General features: G+C 68.9%; 16 protein-coding genes and 1 other RNA gene. 12 read left to right on the top strand and 5 right to left on the bottom strand.

The genetic code is table 11. The features are described 5' to 3' along the window. Positions 1-38: 38 nt before the first annotated feature. Entirely contained in the window at positions 39-911 is an 873-nt protein-coding gene (locus P7A99_RS14810) for an alpha/beta fold hydrolase (protein WP_277794581.1), read from the bottom strand. A gap of 56 nt (positions 912-967) precedes the next feature. Between P7A99_RS14810 and P7A99_RS14805 the strand changes: the two genes are divergently transcribed. Then, a complete protein-coding gene (locus P7A99_RS14805; RefSeq protein WP_277794580.1) occupies positions 968-2164 on the top strand; it encodes a glycosyltransferase family 4 protein in 1197 nt (398 codons plus the stop codon). After that, positions 2161-3132, top strand: a complete 972-nt coding sequence (locus P7A99_RS14800; protein WP_277794579.1) for a glycosyltransferase family 9 protein — start codon at positions 2161-2163, stop codon at positions 3130-3132. Before P7A99_RS14805 ends, P7A99_RS14800 begins: the two co-directional genes overlap by 4 nt. A gap of 7 nt (positions 3133-3139) precedes the next feature. Here the strand turns inward: P7A99_RS14800 and P7A99_RS14795 are convergent, their stop codons facing one another. After that, the gene (locus tag P7A99_RS14795; protein ID WP_277794578.1) at positions 3140-3721 is read right to left on the bottom strand and encodes a hypothetical protein; all 582 of its coding nucleotides are present in this window, start codon (positions 3719-3721) and stop codon (positions 3140-3142) included. A gap of 236 nt (positions 3722-3957) precedes the next feature. Here P7A99_RS14795 and P7A99_RS14790 point away from each other — a divergent pair, with 236 nt between their 5' ends. The 3 genes from P7A99_RS14790 to P7A99_RS14780 all read left to right on the top strand — a co-directional run bounded on the left by P7A99_RS14790 (position 3958) and on the right by P7A99_RS14780 (position 5829). Then, entirely contained in the window at positions 3958-4530 is a 573-nt protein-coding gene (locus P7A99_RS14790) for a TspO/MBR family protein (RefSeq protein ID WP_277794577.1), read from the top strand. Positions 4531-4574: 44 nt separating this feature from the next. After that, the gene (locus tag P7A99_RS14785; protein WP_277794576.1) at positions 4575-4958 is read left to right on the top strand and encodes a DUF2809 domain-containing protein; all 384 of its coding nucleotides are present in this window, start codon (positions 4575-4577) and stop codon (positions 4956-4958) included. A 211-nt stretch (positions 4959-5169) separates the two neighbouring features. Beyond that, complete coding sequence (locus P7A99_RS14780) at positions 5170-5829, top strand: DUF1109 domain-containing protein (protein WP_277794575.1); 660 nt, start codon at positions 5170-5172, stop codon at positions 5827-5829. A gap of 89 nt (positions 5830-5918) precedes the next feature. Here the strand turns inward: P7A99_RS14780 and fba are convergent, their stop codons facing one another. From fba to gap, 3 genes are all read right to left on the bottom strand, one after another. Then, complete coding sequence (fba, locus tag P7A99_RS14775) at positions 5919-7010, bottom strand: class II fructose-bisphosphate aldolase (protein ID WP_277794574.1); 1092 nt, start codon at positions 7008-7010, stop codon at positions 5919-5921. 206 nt (positions 7011-7216) lie between these two features. Further along, positions 7217-8407 carry a phosphoglycerate kinase gene (locus tag P7A99_RS14770; RefSeq protein WP_277794573.1) on the bottom strand — a complete coding sequence of 397 codons (1191 nt, stop codon included), beginning with the start codon at positions 8405-8407 and terminating at the stop codon, positions 7217-7219. A gap of 176 nt (positions 8408-8583) precedes the next feature. Further along, positions 8584-9591 carry a type I glyceraldehyde-3-phosphate dehydrogenase gene (gap, locus tag P7A99_RS14765; protein WP_277794572.1) on the bottom strand — a complete coding sequence of 336 codons (1008 nt, stop codon included), beginning with the start codon at positions 9589-9591 and terminating at the stop codon, positions 8584-8586. A gap of 217 nt (positions 9592-9808) precedes the next feature. Here gap and P7A99_RS14760 point away from each other — a divergent pair, with 217 nt between their 5' ends. From P7A99_RS14760 to P7A99_RS14730, 7 genes are all read left to right on the top strand, one after another. Beyond that, positions 9809-10261 carry a hypothetical protein gene (locus P7A99_RS14760; protein WP_277794571.1) on the top strand — a complete coding sequence of 151 codons (453 nt, stop codon included), beginning with the start codon at positions 9809-9811 and terminating at the stop codon, positions 10259-10261. A gap of 4 nt (positions 10262-10265) precedes the next feature. Then, a complete protein-coding gene (locus P7A99_RS14755; protein ID WP_058348093.1) occupies positions 10266-10592 on the top strand; it encodes a cell division protein ZapA in 327 nt (108 codons plus the stop codon). Between the two features lie 332 nt (positions 10593-10924). Continuing rightward, a non-coding RNA gene (gene ssrS, locus P7A99_RS14750) (6S RNA) lies at positions 10925-11087 on the top strand. A 41-nt stretch (positions 11088-11128) separates the two neighbouring features. Continuing rightward, the gene (locus P7A99_RS14745) at positions 11129-11743 is read left to right on the top strand and encodes a 5-formyltetrahydrofolate cyclo-ligase (RefSeq protein ID WP_277794570.1); all 615 of its coding nucleotides are present in this window, start codon (positions 11129-11131) and stop codon (positions 11741-11743) included. Between the two features lie 6 nt (positions 11744-11749). Next, positions 11750-12571 carry a TIGR00282 family metallophosphoesterase gene (locus P7A99_RS14740; RefSeq protein WP_101719415.1) on the top strand — a complete coding sequence of 274 codons (822 nt, stop codon included), beginning with the start codon at positions 11750-11752 and terminating at the stop codon, positions 12569-12571. Between the two features lie 116 nt (positions 12572-12687). Continuing rightward, entirely contained in the window at positions 12688-13104 is a 417-nt protein-coding gene (locus P7A99_RS14735; RefSeq protein WP_277794569.1) for an organic hydroperoxide resistance protein, read from the top strand. Between the two features lie 120 nt (positions 13105-13224). Beyond that, positions 13225-13980: a YebC/PmpR family DNA-binding transcriptional regulator gene (locus tag P7A99_RS14730; protein ID WP_277794568.1), complete on the top strand. Its 756-nt coding sequence runs from the start codon at positions 13225-13227 to the stop codon at positions 13978-13980. Positions 13981-14157: the final 177 nt, after the last annotated feature.

Raw genomic sequence — 14157 nt, 5'->3', positions numbered from 1 at the left:
CCGCAGAGCAGTCTAGCGCAAGGCGGGTCGACCGTCGCCTACTCCTCCTCGTCCCCCAGGTCCGCCGCGGCCCAGGCGGCCGCCGGGGCCTGGCCGGCCGAGCGGGCGCGGGCGGCGCGGGCGAGGCGGCGAGCGACCGGGTCGTCGTCCACCGGCGTGGCCAGCACCCGGGCCTCGGCCACGGCGGCGACCAGGCGCTCCAGGTCCTGCGGGCGCGACAAGCGGTGGTCGCCGTCCTTGATCAGAGAGAAGACCACGTCGTCGCTCTTCAGGGCGTTGGCCAACTCCAGGGCGTGGGTCCACGGCACGTCGGCGTCGGCGCCGCCCTGCAGCACGCGCACGGGAACGTCGATCGGGACGGGGCCGGGCAGGATCGACCAGCGGGCGCCGTCCTCCAGCAGGTCGCGGGTGATGGCGTAGCCGCCGTCGTCGTATTCGGACGGTCGGATCCAGAAGCCGTCGCGGGCGATCGCCGCCCTGGCCTCGTCGGACAGCTCGGGCGCCATCAGCTTGTCGGTGAAGTCGGGGGCGGGGGCGATCAGCACCAGGGCTTTCACGCGTTCGGGCCGGGCGATGGCGGCCAGGCAGGCCAGCCAGCCGCCCATCGACGAGCCGACCAGCACCAGCGGACCCTCGGTCAGGTCGTCGATGACGGCTAGAGAGTCGGCGCGCCAGCGGCTGATCGTGCCGTCCCTGAACGCGCCCGACGATTCGCCGTGGCCGAAATAGTCGAAGCGGACGTAGGATCCGCCCGTCGCCAGGGCCTGATCGGCCAGGACCTGGGCCTTCGTGCCGGTCATGTCGGAGTGAAAGCCGCCCAGCCACACCACCGTGGGGCCCTCGCCGTCGATCTTGCGGTACGCGAGACGCTGATTTTCCTCGCGCGGGTGGAAATCGCGGACTTCGGTCATGGCGCGGCCTTGTTCGTTTCGCTAACTAACCCCTCCTAACCTCTTCAGAGCGCGGCGTGTCCATCCTTCCCGATGAATTCACCCTGCTGCAGGTGACTCCGGAACTGGAGACCGGCGGCGCCGAGCAGACCACGATCGACGTCGCGCACGGCGTGGTGGCCCAGGGCGGCAAGGCCCTGGTGGCGACGCGCGGCGGCCGCATGGCTGCGCGGCTGGAGGCAGATGGCGGCCGTTTGGCCCAGATGCCGGCCCAGTCGAAGAACCCGCTGGTCATGCTGGGCAACGCCGCCCGCCTGATCGACCTGATCCGCCGCGAGAAGGTGACTCTGGTGCATGCGCGCTCGCGCGCCCCGGCCTTTCCGGCCCTGTGGGCGGCGCACGCCACCAAGGTGCCGTTCGTGGCCACCTATCACGGGGTCTACAACGCCAAGTCCGCGCTGAAGCGCTGGTACAATGCGGTCATGACCAAGGGCGACCTCGTGATCGCCAATTCCGAGTTCACCCGCGCCCACGTCATCGCCGAGCACGGCATCCACCCCGACAAGGTGGTGGCCATCCCGCGCGGGGTGGACCTTGCCCGCTTCGAGCCCGGGTTCGTCTCGGCCGAGCGGGTCGAGGCCCTGCGCAAGGCCTGGGGCGTGGCCCCTGACGAGCGCCGGCTGAAGGTGCTGCTGGCCGGCCGCCTGACCCGCTGGAAAGGCCAGGGCCTGGCGATCCAGGCGGTGGCGCGGCTGAAGGCGCTGGGCGACGCCCGCGTGCTGCTGCTTCTGGCCGGCGACGACCAGGGACGCAAGGGCTACCGCGCCGAGCTGGAGCACATGATCGCCCAGGCGGGTCTGGAAGACAGCGTCAAGCTGGTCGGTCACTGCGACGACATGCCGGCCGCCTATCTGCTGGCCGACCTGGCCATCGCCCCGTCTCTGGAGCCGGAGGCCTTCGGCCGCACGGCGGTGGAGCCCCAGGTCATGGGCCGCCCGGTGATCGCCGCCGATCATGGCGCGACGCGCGAGACGGTGATCCCCGGCGAGACCGGCTGGCTGGCCGCGCCCGGCGACGTCGAGGCCTGGGCCCAGGCCCTGAACGACGCCTGCGAGGCGGGCGCGGCCGGGCGCCAGGCGATGGGCATGGCGGCGCGCGCCCGTGCGCGACGGTTGTATTCTGTGGACGCGATGGTCGATGCGACCCTTAAGGTCTATGCGCGCGTCATGGCCGCCCGGGGGAACGGGGCGGGGGTTGTGGAGTCTAAGGGTTGAGCAAGGAGATCAAGAAGGTCCTGGTCATCAAGCTGGGCGCGCTGGGCGATTTCGTCCTGGCCCTGGCGGCGATGAAAAAGATCCGTGAGGCGCATCCGCGCGCCAGGATCACCCTTCTGACCACCCCGCCGTTCGAGGCCCTGGCCCGCCTGTCGCCCTATTTCAACGCCGTCGAGGTGGACGGCCGTCCCAGCGACGCGGGCGACCTGTTCAAGATGCTGGGCCGCATCCGCAAGGCCAAGTACGACCGCGTCTACGACCTGCAGACCAACAACCGCACCGGCTGGTACTTCCAGGCCCTGCGCCCGTTCCCGCCGCAGTGGTCGGGCATCGCCAAGGGCGCCAGCCTGCCCCAGCGCGGCCGCGCCCGCCAGCACATGCACACGCTGGAGCGTCACGCCGACCAGCTGCGCCAGGCCGGCATCTGGCCCGACGCGCCCACCGAGCCGGGCAGCGCCCCGCCGCCGGACCTGTCGTGGATCCTGCGCAAGCATAAGGACGCCCGCCCGGTCGCCGGCGCGGTGACGCCCAAGCCCTACGTGCTGCTGGTGCCCGGCGGCTCGGCCCACCGGCCCGAGAAGCGCTGGCCGGTCGAGAGCTACGCCCAGCTGGCGGCCCTCCTGAAGTCCAAGGGCCTGGACATCGTCATCATCGGCGGTCCGCAGGAAAGCGCCATGGCTCGCCAGATCCAGAAGGCGGCCGGCCAGGCCCGCGACCTCACCGGCCGCACCGATTTCGCCCAGCTTGCGGTGCTGGGGGCCAAGGCCGCCCTGGTGGTCGGCAACGACACCGGCCCGACCCACCTGCTGGCCGCCGCCGGCGCGCCGACCATCGCTCTGTTCTCCGACGCCTCGGACCCGGCCCTGTGCGGCCCGCGCGGCCACGTGGCGGTGATCAAGTCGCCAGACCTCAAGGCCCTGCCGGTCAGCACCGTGGCCAGCACGGCGATCTCGCTGCTGCCGCGTTAGGCGCGTTTCAGCCGTCCGGCCGCTGAAAGCAGCGCATCGGCGGCTGAAACCGGGGCATTTCATAGACGGCCTGGATGCTGTCACCGAGGATCGGCGTCCAGCCCCCGCCCTCGCGACGCCAGATCCAGAGCCGGCTCTCTTCGTCCCAGCCATTGTCGTCGAGATGGCAGAACGAGACCTGCGACAGGGCGTAGCGATCGCCGGGTGAAAAGACGATGCGGGAGTACCGCTGGCGGTCGATCTGCCGGGTGGGGCCGTCGTTGTACTTCAGCACGCGCGGGATCCCGGCCGCGTTCATCTGGGCGGCGCAATTGATCGGCGGCGCCGACCTGGGCGCCGTGCGCAGAACCAGGCTCGCCCACCAGGGGGCGTCGCGGCTTGGCGTATGGCGGGGGCGTGGCGGGCCGCCAGTTGCATCCTCGGCGCGCCAGATCTCGAACGGGACCGGTCCGCCTGCGTCGCTACGAACCATGCGTTTCGCCTCGAGCGCGGTGATGAAGCCGCACTCGCGGGAGGCATGGGCGGGGGCGTCGAGGGGATCATGCAAAATGACCGCCACCGCGACACCGCCAACGGCAAGAGCCGCCATGCCCAGGCTTACGATGGTCCATCGTGTCAGGCGTTTTTTGCGGATCGCTACGTCCCCCTTTTGCTTGGGGTTTAGCAATGCGTGAGGTGTGCGCCTAGAGGTTGAATTGCGATCGCTCCGCCTTGACCTCGACGACGCGCGCGGGACGTTGCAGGATGGGCGCGGGGGCGCTGTTCATCTGGAACCAAGCCGGAAACTGGACGGTTTAGGGTTCCGAGTTAACGAGGAGTCCGTCAATGCGCATCACCCCCGGCAAGCCGTACGCCCCCCGCGCCCTGGCCGGCCGCGAAGCGTTCCAGCCGGACACCAGCGGCAACAGCGCCGGCGCTCAGCTGGCCATAGGCTTGGCCCTGGCGGGCGGCGCGATCCTGGCTGCGACGCTGCTGGGCCGTCGCCACGAGCGGGTGATCGACGACGAGGAGTATGCGGTCGGCTATGCCGAGATGCACGAGCCGGTCGCCCATCAGCCCAAGCCGCTGACCAGCCTGCTGCTGCCGCCGTTGTTCATCGCCATGACCCTGTCGGGTCTTCGCACCTGGAACGCGCCGTCCAGCCCGGCCCGCACTCGGGCGCTCACCCTGTGGAGCCTGACCCAGGGCTTCAACGCCCTGTGGCTGGCGTTCGGCACGAAGCGCGGCGGCGGGCAGCTGGCCGTGGCCACCGCCTCGCTGGGCGCCTCGGCCGCCTACGCTGTCGAGGCTCGCAAGGTCGGCGGGGCCTCGGCGCCCGATCTGGGCTGGCTGGGCGTGGCCAACGCCCTGACCGCCCAGCTGTGGCGTCGCCAGCCCGTTCGTCCCACCTTGCACTGACCGTCTCGGCGCGGCCTTCTCCCGGCTTCGCGTCGGGAGAGGTCATGCGGATTCGATCGGGTCATCTGGCTATCGCCATCGCGCTGTTCGTCATCGAGGTGGTGATCGCGCTGTTCGTGCGCGACGCCTTCGTGCGGCCCTATCTGGGCGACGTGCTGGCCACGGCGATGGTCTATTTCGCCGTGCGCGGCCTGACCTCGCGGGGCCGAGGCGCGGCCGCTGCGGCGGCCTTCGGGCTGGGCGCGGCGATTGAGATCGGCCAGGCCCTTCACGTTCTCGACCTCGTCGGCCTGGGCGGCAGCCGTTGGGCGCGGGTGGTGTTCGGCGGCGTTTTCGATCTCAAGGACCTGGCGTGCTACGCGGCGGGCGTCGGCCTGGCGGTGTTGCTCGACCGGCGTCGACGTCCGCCAGTTTCCGCCTCCGCGTGAGGCGCTGGGCGTGCGCTCGCGAAGTTTGGCGCCGCTCAGCCGTGCATTGATATGGCGTCCACAGGCGCTCCACAGTTCTCGCAGAACGGCGGTATTGACTTCCTCTGCCTAACCTTTACGCATTCGCCCGGCTTTTGAGATCGCCTCTCACGAGCGCGCCGCCAGGGGACGGGCGGTGACAGAACAAGCCTGTTGCGGGGGGGGGGAGCGGTTGGCCTTCGACGACGCGACCTATGACGACGGCGTGCTCGCCGTCCGGACGCCTGCGTCGACGTGGCGGCCGACAGCCACGCGGCCGGCCTGGCGCCTGGCCGAGATCGGCGTCGCGGGCGGCCTGGCCGCCCTGCTGCTGGTGCTCTTCTGGCTGGATCTGCGGCCGGACATCGAGGCCGCGCACCAGCAACCGTTCTTCTGGCTGAAGATGGCCTATACCGCCGCCCTGGCGGCCGCGGGCTTCGACGGCCTGGCCCGGCTGATCCGCCGGGGGCCGCCGGCGCCCACGGCGATCGTCGTGGCCGTCATCGCGCTGCTGGTCTTCGCCGTCGGCGGCGTGACCGAGGCGACGCAGCTAGAGCCCGCCAAGCTGGCGCGGCTGTTCTCGCCGGCCTCGGTGGGGGCGTGCTTCTTCAATATCGTCGCCCTGGCCCTGCCGACCCTGCTGCTGGCCCTGACGGTGCTGCGCGGCGTCGAGACCGAGCGGCCGATCCTGGCCGGCTTCGCGGCCGGCGTCTTCGCCGGCGGCCTGGCCGCCAGCGTCTACGGCCTGCACTGCCCGCACTCGACCTTCGTATTCGTGGGCCTGTGGTACCTGGGCGGCGTGCTGTTGTGCGGCCTCGCCGGCGCCGCCCTGAACCGGCTGGCCGCGATCTGACCCAGCCGCGTCCGATCGGGCCCTGACCCCACGAAAAAGGCCCTCCCGGCGAACCGGAAGGGCCCTCGTTTCCGCGCGGGCGGAAAGGCTTACTCGGCGGCGGCCTTGCCGGCCGGAGCGCCGAACTTGGCGTTCAGCTCGCCCGAGATGTAACGCTTGGCCATGGCCGCGGTCGAGATCGCGCGGATCTTGCCGGCGTGGCCGGCCGAACCGAACTGCTCGAAGCGCGCCTGGCAGACCTTGCGCATGGCTTCCTTGGCCGGCTTGAGATAGGCGCGCGGGTCGAACTCCTGCGGCTTCTCGATCAGCAGCTTGCGGATGGCGCCGGTGATGGCCATGCGGTTGTCGGTGTCGACGTTGATCTTGCGCACGCCGTGCTTGATGCCGCGCTGGATCTCTTCGACCGGCACGCCCCAGGTCTGGGGCATCTCGCCGCCATAGGCGTTGATGATGTCCTGCAGGTCCTGCGGCACCGACGACGAGCCGTGCATCACCAGGTGGGTGTTGGGCAGGCGGCGGTGGATTTCCTCGATCACGTTCATGGCCAGGACGTCGCCGTCCGGCTTGCGCGTGAACTTGTAGGCGCCGTGGCTGGTGCCCATCGCGATCGCCAGGGCGTCGACGCCGGTGGCCTGCACGAAGTCGACGGCCTGATCCGGATCGGTCAGCAGCTCGTCGTGCGACAGCTTGCCTTCGAAGCCGTGGCCGTCCTCGGCCTCGCCCATGCCGGTCTCCAGCGAGCCCAGCACGCCCAGCTCGCCCTCGACCGACACGCCGCAGGCGTGGGCCATCTCGACCACCCGGCGGGTGACCTCGACGTTGTACTCGTAGCTGGCGGGGGTCTTGGCGTCCTCCATCAACGAGCCGTCCATCATCACCGAGGTGAAGCCGTACTGGATCGCCGTGGCGCAGGTCGCCGGGCCATTGCCGTGGTCCTGGTGCATGCAGACCGGGATGTGCGGGTAGATGTCGACCAGGGCGTCGATCATCTTGGCCAACATGATGTCGTTGGCGTAGTTGCGCGCACCGCGCGAGGCCTGGATGATGACCGGGCTGTCGACCGCGTCGGCGGCCTCCATGATGGCCAGGCCCTGTTCCATGTTGTTGATGTTGAAGGCGGGCAGCCCGTATTCATGCTCCGCCGCATGATCCAGCAACTGCCTAAGCGTGATCCTCGCCACGTATTTCTCCTGCAAGCTTTGAAGTCGTTGGATTGGTTCTTGTTTTTGGGGCGCGGCGCTTTTGCGCTCTTTGCCCTTGGATCCCGGGGCCGGTTCCTCGTCCGGCGTCCCGAGAGCGGAGGCCCGCGCCCCGAAAGGCTCGGGGCGGGGCGTTCCGACTTTTCCGATGGTCCCGTGGCCGTCTTCGGCTCGCCGGGATCCTCCCTTTAGGCTTCGAGAGCCGCGACGCCCGGAAGCGTCTTGCCCTCCATCCATTCCAGGAACGCGCCGCCCGCCGTCGAGACGAAGGTGAAGTCGGCCGACACGCCTGCGTGGTTCAACGCCGCGACGGTATCACCGCCGCCAGCGACCGCCACGATCTTACCCGATTTAGCGAGAGACGCGGCGTGTTTCGCCGCCGAAACGGTCGCTTCGTCGAAAGGTTGCACCTCGAACACGCCCAGCGGGCCGTTCCAGATCAAGGTGACGCTTTGGTCCATGGCCGCCAGCAGCTTCTTGGCGCTCTCCGGACCGGCGTCGAGGATCAGGTCGTCGGCCTGCACTTCGTTCAGCTGGCGGACGGCCGTTTCGACGCCCGGAGCGACCTTCTTGGCCACCACCACGTCGACCGGCAGCAGCAGTTCGCAGCCGGCGGCGTCGGCCTTCTTCATGATCTCGCGGGCGGTGTCGGCCAGGTCCTTTTCGCAGAGCGAGCCGCCGACGTCGTGGCCCTGGGCGAACAGGAAGGTGTTGGCCATGCCGCCGCCGATGGCCAGGCGGTCGAGCTTGGCGACCAGGTTGTTGAGCAGATCAAGCTTGGTCGAGACCTTCGAGCCGCCGACGATGCCGATCACCGGCTTCTTGGGGTTGCCGAGGGCGGCGTCCAGGGCTTCCAGCTCGCGCTGCATGGCCAGGCCCGGATAGGCCGGCAGCAGCTTGGCCAGGCCCTCGGTCGAGGCGTGGGCGCGGTGGGCGGCGCTGAAGGCGTCGTTGACGTAGACGTCGCCGTTGGCGGCCAGGGCGGCGGCGAACGCGGCGTCGTTCTTTTCCTCGCCGGCGTGGAAGCGGACGTTCTCCAGCAGGGCCACGCCGCCGTTCTCCAGGCCGTCGACGACCTTGGCGGCTTCAGGGCCGATGCAGTCGCTGGCGAAGGCCACCGGCTGCTCCAGCAGCTTGCTCAGCGGCTCGGCCACGAAGCCGAGGCTCATCTCCGGCACGACCTTGCCCTTGGGGCGGTCGAAGTGGGCCAGCAGCACCACCTTGGCGCCGGCCTTCGACAGGAAGGCGATGGTCGGCAGGGCCGCGCGCAGGCGGGTGTCGTCCGACACCTTGCCGCCGTCGACGGGGACATTGAAGTCCACCCGGACCAGGGCGCGCTTGCCGGCGAGATCGGCGGTGTCGAGGGTGCGGAAGGTCATCGGGAATCCTGATGGTCTGTGCGTTGGATCCTCGTCCTTCGACAGGCTCAGGATGAGGATCCAAGAGCGGGCATCGCATTAGCCCTCATCCTGAGCCTGTCGAAGGACGAGGGCGGCCTCGCGAGAGAGGCCAAGGAAAACCCCCGCTCCTGGGGAGGGGCGGGGGCTTTGAAGGCTTAGAGGAACTTCGCCATTTCCAGAGCGGTGTCGCTCATGCGGGTCGCGAAGCCCCACTCGTTGTCGTACCAGCTGAGCACGCGGGCCAGCTTGCCTTCGATGACTTGCGTCTGGGGCAGGGCGGCCGTCGAGCTGGCGGCGATGTGGTTGAGGTCGGTCGAGACCAGCGGGTCGGTGGTCACGGCCAGGACGCCCTTCATCGGACCGTCGGCGGCGGCTTGCAGCGCGGCGTTGATCTCGGCGATCGTGGTCTCGCGGCCGGTGACGACCTTCAGGTCGATGACCGAGACGTTCGGGGTCGGGACGCGGATCGACGAGCCGTCCAGCTTGCCCTTCAGTTCCGGCAGAACCAGGCCCAGGGCCTTGGCGGCGCCGGTCGAGGTCGGGATCATGCTCAGGGCCGCGGCGCGGGCGCGGTAGAGGTCCTTGTGCATGGTGTCCAGCGTCGGCTGGTCGCCGGTGTAGCTGTGGATCGTGGTCATGTAGCCACGCTCGATGCCGACTAGGTCGTGCAGGACCTTGGCCACCGGGGCCAGGGCGTTGGTGGTGCACGAGCCGTTCGAGACGACGATGTCGTCGGCGGTCAAGGTCTCGTGGTTGACCTTGTAGACGATGGTCTTGTCGGCGCCGTCGGCCGGAGCCGAGACCAGCACGCGCTTGGCGCCGGCCTTCAGGTGCAGGGCGGCCTTGTCGCGGGCGGTGAAGATGCCGGTGCACTCGAAGGCGATGTCGACGCCCAGTTCGGCGTGCGGCAGCTCTTCGGGGTTGCGGATCGCGGTGACCTTGATCTTGCCCGTGCCGACGTCGATCCAGTCCTCGCCCGAGGTGACCACGCCCGGGAAGCGGCCATGCACGCTGTCGTAGCGCAGCAGGTGAGCGTTGGTCTCGACCGGGCCCAGATCGTTGATCGCCACCACCTCGATGTCACGGCGGCCGTGCTCGGCGATGGAGCGCAGCACGAGGCGGCCGATACGGCCAAAGCCGTTGATGGCGACGCGAAGGGCCATGTGGTCTTTCTCCTCACGATCGGACCCGCTCGGAAGCGAGCGGCGTTCCTTGATTTTGCAGGGGGTTTCGCGGTCGAAAGCGGCGAAGTCAACCCCAGGAACGCTCACAAGACATTAGCTATTGTTGTGACGCTCGTTACATCGCCCAATTGTGGTCACGCCGGCTGGCGAAGTCGGCGACGATCTATATGTTGCGCCGCATGATGGGAACTTGCCGATGATACCGGGCGAAGGAAGCGCCCTCGACCTGGCCGCTCGGCGGCTGGAGCGCGCCGTCGCGAACCTGGAGCAGAAGATCGCCGCCGAACGGGCCGAGCGCGCGCGCGCCGCCGCCCAGCCGGCGTCGGGCGATCTGTTCGAGGCGCCGGCGGCTGTCGCCGACGCGGCTGTGGTCGAGAAGGCCGCCCAGCTGGCCGCCGATCTTGAGGCCGCCCGCGTCCGCGAGCGCGCCCTGGAAGAGGCCGGCGAGCAGGCCAGCGAGGCCCTGGGCCGCGCCATCGCCGAGATCCGCGCCGCCCTGGGCGACGAGAGCCTGATCGGCGAAGGCGTCCATGACGACGAGGAGGGGGCCGCGCCTGCCGAGTTCGCGGACGAAGCCGAAGACGACCCCGAAGCGTTGTACGACGAGGACGACCCGCCGTTCGACCCCGACCCGCCCGCGAAGGCCTGAGCCCATGGCGCAACTGACCATCCACGTGAACGGCCGCCCCTACAGCGTAGGCTGCGAAGACGGCCAGGAGGCCCATCTTCTGGAGATCGCGCGCCTGTTCGACCGCCAGGTCCGCCAGGTCAGCCAGGAGGTCGGCCAGCTCGGCGAGACGCGCCTGTTCCTGATGGGCGCCCTGCTGCTGGCCGACGAGCTGTCGGACCTGAAGCTGCGCCTGGCTCACAACCAGTCGGAACTGGCCCGCCTGCAGAACGAACAGACCCGCGTCGAAATCCGCGCCATCAAGGCCATCGACGCCGCGGCCGAGCGCATCGAGAAGCTGGCGGCGGGGTAGGTTTTTGGATGCTCCCGCAGAGGGGGAGGATCTAATCAGCGCTTTGGGGCGGCGATCCTACTAGCTGTGCGTGGCGGCCGCGGATCGCGGTGAAGACTTCTGACGCCGGGACGGCTCGGTTAGGATCGGCTTGCATGGCGTCGTAGACCGGGGCCACCCGGTCGATCAGCCAGCGCTCAATTGTGGAGGAGTGTGTTTCGTCACGGTCCATCCCACCCTCCGCGTAAGCGCTTCGATCGTAAATGGTGCTCGCTATTGCCGCCAGCGTCCGCGACTCTTTGCGCGGAGCCCTTTCCCCGGCGCTTCAGAACCCCTATCTTGCTCCACGGCGGGTCGTGCTGCGGCTCTCGTCGAAGATTTCTAATCCCAGGGACCTTAATCTCTCTATCGGGATCTGTTCCCTCCCGTGGCCGTGGCTGCGGGAACACGGAGCCCACCTGTATCTAACAGGTTCGAGTGGATTGAAACGTCTTCACGGTTCTTCGCGGCGCCGCCACCCTTTCCCTTTATCCCTGTCCTTCGGCTAGAAGGTCGCGATGACCATCGCCGACCCCGCCGCCGCCAAGACCGCCCTGCGCGTCTTCGTGCGCAATCGCCGCAAGCAGCTGGCCCTGGAGCACCCCGAGGCCGACTGGATGGCGGTGGACGTGGCGCGCGAGCCGCTGTCGGCGCGCTTTCCTGATCCGAAGGGCAAGGTCGCCGCGCTCTATCATGGGCTGGGCTCGGAGGTTTCGGCCCGAGCCCTGGCCGACTGGCTGGCGGGGGAGGGCTGGAGTCTCGCCCTGCCCAGCGTCGAGGGCGCCGATCCGCACGGCAAGGGCGGGCGGATGGTCTTCCGGTCCTGGGCGCCTGGCGAGCCCCTGGCCCGCGACGCCATCGGCATGGTCGCGCCGGTCGCCCACAATCCGATCGTCCAGCCCGACCTGGTGGTCGCGCCGCTGCTGGCCTGGGATCGCGAAGGTCGGCGCCTGGGGCAGGGCGGCGGCTATTACGACCGGGCGCTGGAGGCCCTGCGCGGCCGCAAGGACACCTTCGTGCTGGGTCTCGCCTACCAGGGCCAGGAGACCCACGGCCTGCCCGACGAACGGCACGATCAACGATTGGACGCGATCTTGACCGAAAACGAGTATATCGAGGTCCGAAAGGACTGATCGATCATGCGTTTTGCTTTCTTCGGCGACGTCGTCGGCAAGTCGGGCCGCGACGGCCTGGCCGACCACCTGCCGGGCCTCCGTCGCCAACTGGGCCTCGAGTTCGTCATCATCAACGCCGAGAACGCCGCAGCGGGCTTCGGCATCACCGAGAACACCGCTCGTGAGCTGTTCGACGCCGGGGCCGACTGCCTGACCCTGGGCAACCACAGCTGGGACCAGCGCGAGGCGCTGACCTACATCGTGCGCGAGCCGCGCCTGATCCGTCCGGCCAACTACCCGATCCTGTCGGACGCGCCGGGCAGGGGCAGCCACCTGTTCCAGACGGACTCGGGAAAGACCGTCTTCGTGGTGAACCTGCTGGGCCGGGTGCACATGGACGCCATGGACGACCCGTTCGCCGCCGCCGATCGCGAGCTCGACAAGGCTCCGCTGGGCCAGGTCGCCGACGCGGTGATCGTCGACATGCACTGCGAGGCCACCTCCGAGAAGATGGCCATGGGCCACTATTGCGACGGCCGCGCCAGCCTGGTGGTGGGCACCCACACCCACGTGCCGACCGCCGACTGCCAGATCCTGACCGGCGGCACCGCCTACCAGACCGACGCCGGCGCCTGCGCCGACTACGACAGCGTCATCGGCAACCAGAAGGAAGAGCCCCTGCGGCGCTTCACCACCAAGATCAGCGGCGGCCGCTACCAGCCCGCAAGTGGCCCGGCCACGGTCTGCGGCGTGTTCGTCGAAACCGACGACCGCACGGGCCTGGCGGTGCGCGTCGAGCCGATCCGCGTCGGCGGCCGGCTGAAGCAGAGCGTGCCGGAAGTCTGAGACCTGGCGATCCCTCTCCCCTCCGGGAGAGGGATAAAAAGCTTCAATCCACTCCCGCTTGCATCCGTCACGATCTGCGGCCCAACCTCTCGTCGAGGCAAGCACAGGAGCCCTCCATGACCGACGCCGCCGTCTACACCGCCAAGGCCCATGCCGTAGGCGGGCGCCAGGGGACCGCCAAGACCGACGACGGTCACCTGGACGTCCAGTTGGGCTATCCCAAGTCGATGGGCGGCGACGGGCAGGGGACCAATCCCGAGCAGCTGTTCGCGACGGGCTACGCGGCCTGCTTCCTGGGTGCGCTGGGCCTGGTGGCCCGCAGCCAGAGCGTCAAGCTGGGCGAGCACAGCCTCGATAGCGAGGTCGATTTGATCGAGGACGACGTCAGCTTCCACATCGGCGTGCGCCTGACGCTCAATGCCCCCGAGGTCGACCGCGCCGTGGCCGAGGACCTGCTGCACAAGGCCCACCAGGTGTGCCCGTACTCCAAGGCCACGCGCGGCAACGTGGTGGTGGAGCTGAAGGTCGCCTGATCGGGCTTTCGACGGTGGAATGGACGCGCCGAGAGCGCCGCCTGGGGTGACAAGATGCGTCTCCAGGCGGTAGAAGCGCCGCCAACCCATTCCATCGTCAGATCAGAGAAGAGCCTCCGAATGGCCGGCCACTCGAAATTCAAGAACATCATGCACCGCAAGGGCCGCGCCGACGCCGCGCGCTCCAAGCTGTTCTCCAAGCTGTCGCGTGAAATCACCGTGGCGGCCAAGACGGGCCTGCCCGACCCGGCCATGAACCCGCGCCTGCGCCTGGCCGTGAACAACGCCAAGGCCGAAAGCCTGCCCAAGGACGTCATCGAGCGCGCGATCAAGAAGTCGCAGATGGGCGACGCGGCCGACTATACCGAGATCCGCTACGAGGGCATGGGCCCCGGCGGCGTCGGCGTGATCGTCGAGGTGCTGACCGACAACAAGAACCGCGCGGCCTCGAACGTCCGCTCGCTGTTCTCCAAGTACGGCGGCAATCTGGGCGCCACCGGCTCGGTGACCTTCAACTTCGACCGTCTGGGCCAGATCGAGTATCCGGCCGCCAAGGCCAGCGAAGACGACATGATGGAAGCCGCCATCGAGGCCGGCGCCCAGGACGTCGAGAGCGACATGGGCGAAGAGGGTTCGGGCCACACCGTCTACACCGCCTTCGAGGACCTGAACGAAGTGTCGTCGGCCCTGGAGGCCAAGTTCGGCGAAGCCTCGTCGACCAAGATCGTCTGGAAGCCCAAGCTGCTGAACGAGGTCACCGGCGACAGCGTCGCGACCCTGATGAAGCTGCTCGACGCGCTCGACGAGGACGACGACGTCCAGAACGTCTACTCCAGCGCCGACATCAGCGAAGAAGACCTGGCCAAGCTGGGCTGATCTTCGCGGATCGACGAGAAAAGCGGCCGCCCCGGGAAACCGAGGCGGCCGTTTCCTTTTGCGGCTTCGCCCTTTGCGGGCGGACGTCGCTCTGCTATCCCCTCGCTCCATGAGTTTCGTTCGGAAGATCGCGCGAATTATCCGCCCGGCGTGACGCCGCCGGACGAGACCTCCAGC

This window comes from Caulobacter endophyticus (genome assembly GCF_029543245.1).
In the GTDB taxonomy this organism is placed as follows: Bacteria; Pseudomonadota; Alphaproteobacteria; order Caulobacterales; family Caulobacteraceae; genus Caulobacter; species Caulobacter endophyticus_A.
This window is presented reverse-complemented; position numbering and strand designations above follow the sequence as displayed.

Coding starts and splice junctions, on each gene's coding strand:
- P7A99_RS14745 (WP_277794570.1), top strand. CDS start 11,129: ATGACCATCGCCGACCCCGCCGCCGCCAAGACCGCCCTGCGCGTCTTC.
- P7A99_RS14790 (WP_277794577.1), top strand. CDS start 3,958: ATGCGCATCACCCCCGGCAAGCCGTACGCCCCCCGCGCCCTGGCCGGC.
- P7A99_RS14785 (WP_277794576.1), top strand. CDS start 4,575: ATGCGGATTCGATCGGGTCATCTGGCTATCGCCATCGCGCTGTTCGTC.
- gap (WP_277794572.1), bottom strand. CDS start 9,591: ATGGCCCTTCGCGTCGCCATCAACGGCTTTGGCCGTATCGGCCGCCTC.
- P7A99_RS14770 (WP_277794573.1), bottom strand. CDS start 8,407: ATGACCTTCCGCACCCTCGACACCGCCGATCTCGCCGGCAAGCGCGCC.
- P7A99_RS14795 (WP_277794578.1), bottom strand. CDS start 3,721: ATGGCGGCTCTTGCCGTTGGCGGTGTCGCGGTGGCGGTCATTTTGCAT.
- P7A99_RS14730 (WP_277794568.1), top strand. CDS start 13,225: ATGGCCGGCCACTCGAAATTCAAGAACATCATGCACCGCAAGGGCCGC.
- P7A99_RS14755 (WP_058348093.1), top strand. CDS start 10,266: ATGGCGCAACTGACCATCCACGTGAACGGCCGCCCCTACAGCGTAGGC.
- P7A99_RS14810 (WP_277794581.1), bottom strand. CDS start 911: ATGACCGAAGTCCGCGATTTCCACCCGCGCGAGGAAAATCAGCGTCTC.
- P7A99_RS14740 (WP_101719415.1), top strand. CDS start 11,750: ATGCGTTTTGCTTTCTTCGGCGACGTCGTCGGCAAGTCGGGCCGCGAC.
- P7A99_RS14760 (WP_277794571.1), top strand. CDS start 9,809: ATGATACCGGGCGAAGGAAGCGCCCTCGACCTGGCCGCTCGGCGGCTG.
- P7A99_RS14735 (WP_277794569.1), top strand. CDS start 12,688: ATGACCGACGCCGCCGTCTACACCGCCAAGGCCCATGCCGTAGGCGGG.